This window comes from Micromonospora sp. NPDC052213 (assembly GCF_040679695.1).
In the GTDB taxonomy this organism is placed as follows: Bacteria; Actinomycetota; Actinomycetes; order Mycobacteriales; family Micromonosporaceae; genus Micromonospora.
The window spans coordinates 1-2,368 of sequence record NZ_JBFAVI010000327.1 but is presented as its reverse complement, the minus strand read 5'-3'; the positions used below and the strand labels follow the sequence as shown (position 1 = coordinate 2,368).

At 70.2% G+C, this 2,368-nt stretch carries 2 protein-coding genes; one reads left to right on the top strand and one right to left on the bottom strand.

Features of this window, described 5'->3' with window-relative positions; translation table 11 throughout:
* Nucleotides 1-724: acyltransferase (locus AB0L34_RS33610; RefSeq protein ID WP_363709687.1), on the bottom strand; the 724-nt coding region annotated here is incomplete at its 3' end.
* Nucleotides 725-919: 195 nt separating this feature from the next.
* Here AB0L34_RS33610 and ngcE point away from each other — a divergent pair.
* Nucleotides 920-2,338, top strand: a complete 1,419-nt coding sequence (gene ngcE, locus AB0L34_RS33605) for an N-acetylglucosamine/diacetylchitobiose ABC transporter substrate-binding protein (RefSeq protein ID WP_363709685.1) — start codon at nucleotides 920-922, stop codon at nucleotides 2,336-2,338.
* Nucleotides 2,339-2,368: the final 30 nt, after the last annotated feature.

The following is a 2,368-nucleotide window of genomic DNA, read 5'->3' as shown; positions in this document are numbered from 1 at the left end:
GGTGGGACCGGACGCCGCGCCGCAGGGGTGCGTCGGGGCGGGCGGGTGCGTCGGGGCGTCCGGGCGACTCGGCGCGGGCGTCGCGCCAGGCGAAGCCGAGCTGGTGGACGGCCAGCCACCCGAAGAGGTAGTTCGGCAGCGCCAGCTCGGCCGGTCCCAGCGCGCGCCCCAGGTCGCCCGCGGCGACCAGCGCGGCCAGCGCGAGCGGGACGAGCAGGCCGAAGCGCCGGTGCAGGGCGTACATCGCCGGGGTCAGCGGCACCACCACGAGGTAGGCCGCGAGGAACCACAACGGGATGGTGGCGAACCACGCCACGGTACGCACCAACGTCGCCTCGACGCCGGCCAGCGACGCGACGGCGGAGCCGGCGGCGATCACCACCAGCAGCGCGGTCGTGGGGCGCAGCAGCCGCGCGCCCCGGTCCAGCAGCCAGGAGACGGCGTCGCCGCCGGCCGCCCGGCGGGCCGTCAGCGAGGCGGCGTTGGCGTAGCCGCCGACCAGGAAGAACACCGGCATCACCTGGGCGACCCAGGTCAGCGGGTACGCCCAGGGCAGGTCCGGCAGCGCCGAACGGGCCGTCGGTCGGCCGGTAGGGTCCTCACCGATGGCGGCCACCGCCCAGTGGCCGAGCACGACCATGACGATCGCGAGCGCCCGGAGCAGGTCGACGTAGCGTTCCCGACCAGCCGGCGTGTGTGCGGCGAGTTGCCGCAGACGGCGCATGGCCCCGAGGGTATGTCAGCCGCGAACCGACCGGTGGTGATAACGGTTCGGTGTGCGGTCTTGAAGTCCGCCGGTTACTGCCGTAGAAATTCTTCAGCAACAACTAACAAACTGAAGACAACTTCCCCCTGTGCCTCGTGCGGCGGCCGCCTTCCCCCATCCGGCGCCCGCCCGGACCCGATCCGAGGAGAGACCATGAACAGGCGTGACATCCTGCGGCGCACCGCCGCCGCCGGCCTGCTGGCCACCCCTGCCGCCGGCCTGCTCGCCGGCTGCGCCACCGGAGGTGGTGGCGACGACAAGGGCGACGCCGGCACCTACAAGGGCACCAAGAGCGAGCAGAACCCGCTCGGGGTCAAGGAGGACGCGCCCCTCGAGGTGGTGATCTTCAACGGCGGCTTCGGCGAGGAGTACGCGAAGGCCCACGAGGCCATGTACACCGAGAAGTACCCGAAGGCGAAGATCAACCACTCGGCGACGCAGGAGATCGGCAAGACCCTCCAGCCGCGCTTCGTCGACGGCACCCCGCCGGACGTGGTCAACAACTCCGGCAAGGACCAGATCGACTTCAACAGCCTGGTCTCCCAGAACGCCATCGCCGACCTGGGCGAGCTGCTCGCCGCCCCGAGCCTCGACGTCCCCGGCAAGACGGTCAAGGACACGCTGCTGCCGGGCGCCGTCGAGGTCGGCTCGTACGACGGCAAGTTCATGGTGATGAACTACACCTACACCGCCTACGGCATCTGGCACTCCACGAAGCTCTTCGCCGACCGGGGCTGGCAGTACGCCAAGACCTGGGACGAGCACATCGCGCTGTGCAAGCAGATCAAGGCGGCCGGCATCGCGCCGTGGACGTACGCGGGCAAGCACCCCCGCTACATGAGCTGGCCGCTGATCGCCACCGCGATCAAGTTCGGCGGGCCGTCCGTCGCCACCGCGATCGACAACCTGGAGCCCAACGCGTGGAAGTCCGACGCGATGAAGGCCGCGGCGGACGCGTGGCACCAGATCGTCAAGGACGGCTACATCCTCGCCGGCTCGCCGGGCCTCGACCACGTGCAGTCGCAGACCGCGTGGTGCCAGGGCAAGGCCGCCTTCATCTCCTGCGGCTCCTGGCTGGAGAGCGAGCAGAAGAAGGTCACCCCCGAGGGCTTCAACATGACGATCCAGCCGACGCCCAGCCTGGGCAGCGGCGACAAGCTGCCGTTCGAGGCGATCCGCGGCACCGCCGGTGAGCCGTTCATGGTCCCGGCCAAGGCGAAGAACCTCGCCGGCGGCCTGGAGTACTTCCGGGTCATGCTGTCGAAGAAGGGCGCCCAGGACTTCACCAGGAAGGTCGCCAGCCTGACCGTGGTGGCCGGGGCGACCGAGGGCATCGAGCTGCCGTTCGGCCTTAGCACCGTGAGCAAGGCGCTGGACGCCTCCGGCAGCAACGGCTTCAACTGGGTCTACAACAACTTCTACCGGAAGCTGGAGCGCGAGCTCGTCGACGCCGCGTGCGGCGAGTTCTTCAGCGGTCGGATCGGCCCGGCCGAGTTCCTCGACCTGTGCCAGAAGGGCGCCGACTCGATCGCCCAGGACAGCTCGATCAAGAAGTACAAGCGGGCCGCGTGACATCCGGCCGGTGGGGACGGGTCCGCACCG

Coding starts and splice junctions, on each gene's coding strand:
- ngcE (WP_363709685.1), top strand. CDS start 920: ATGAACAGGCGTGACATCCTGCGGCGCACCGCCGCCGCCGGCCTGCTG.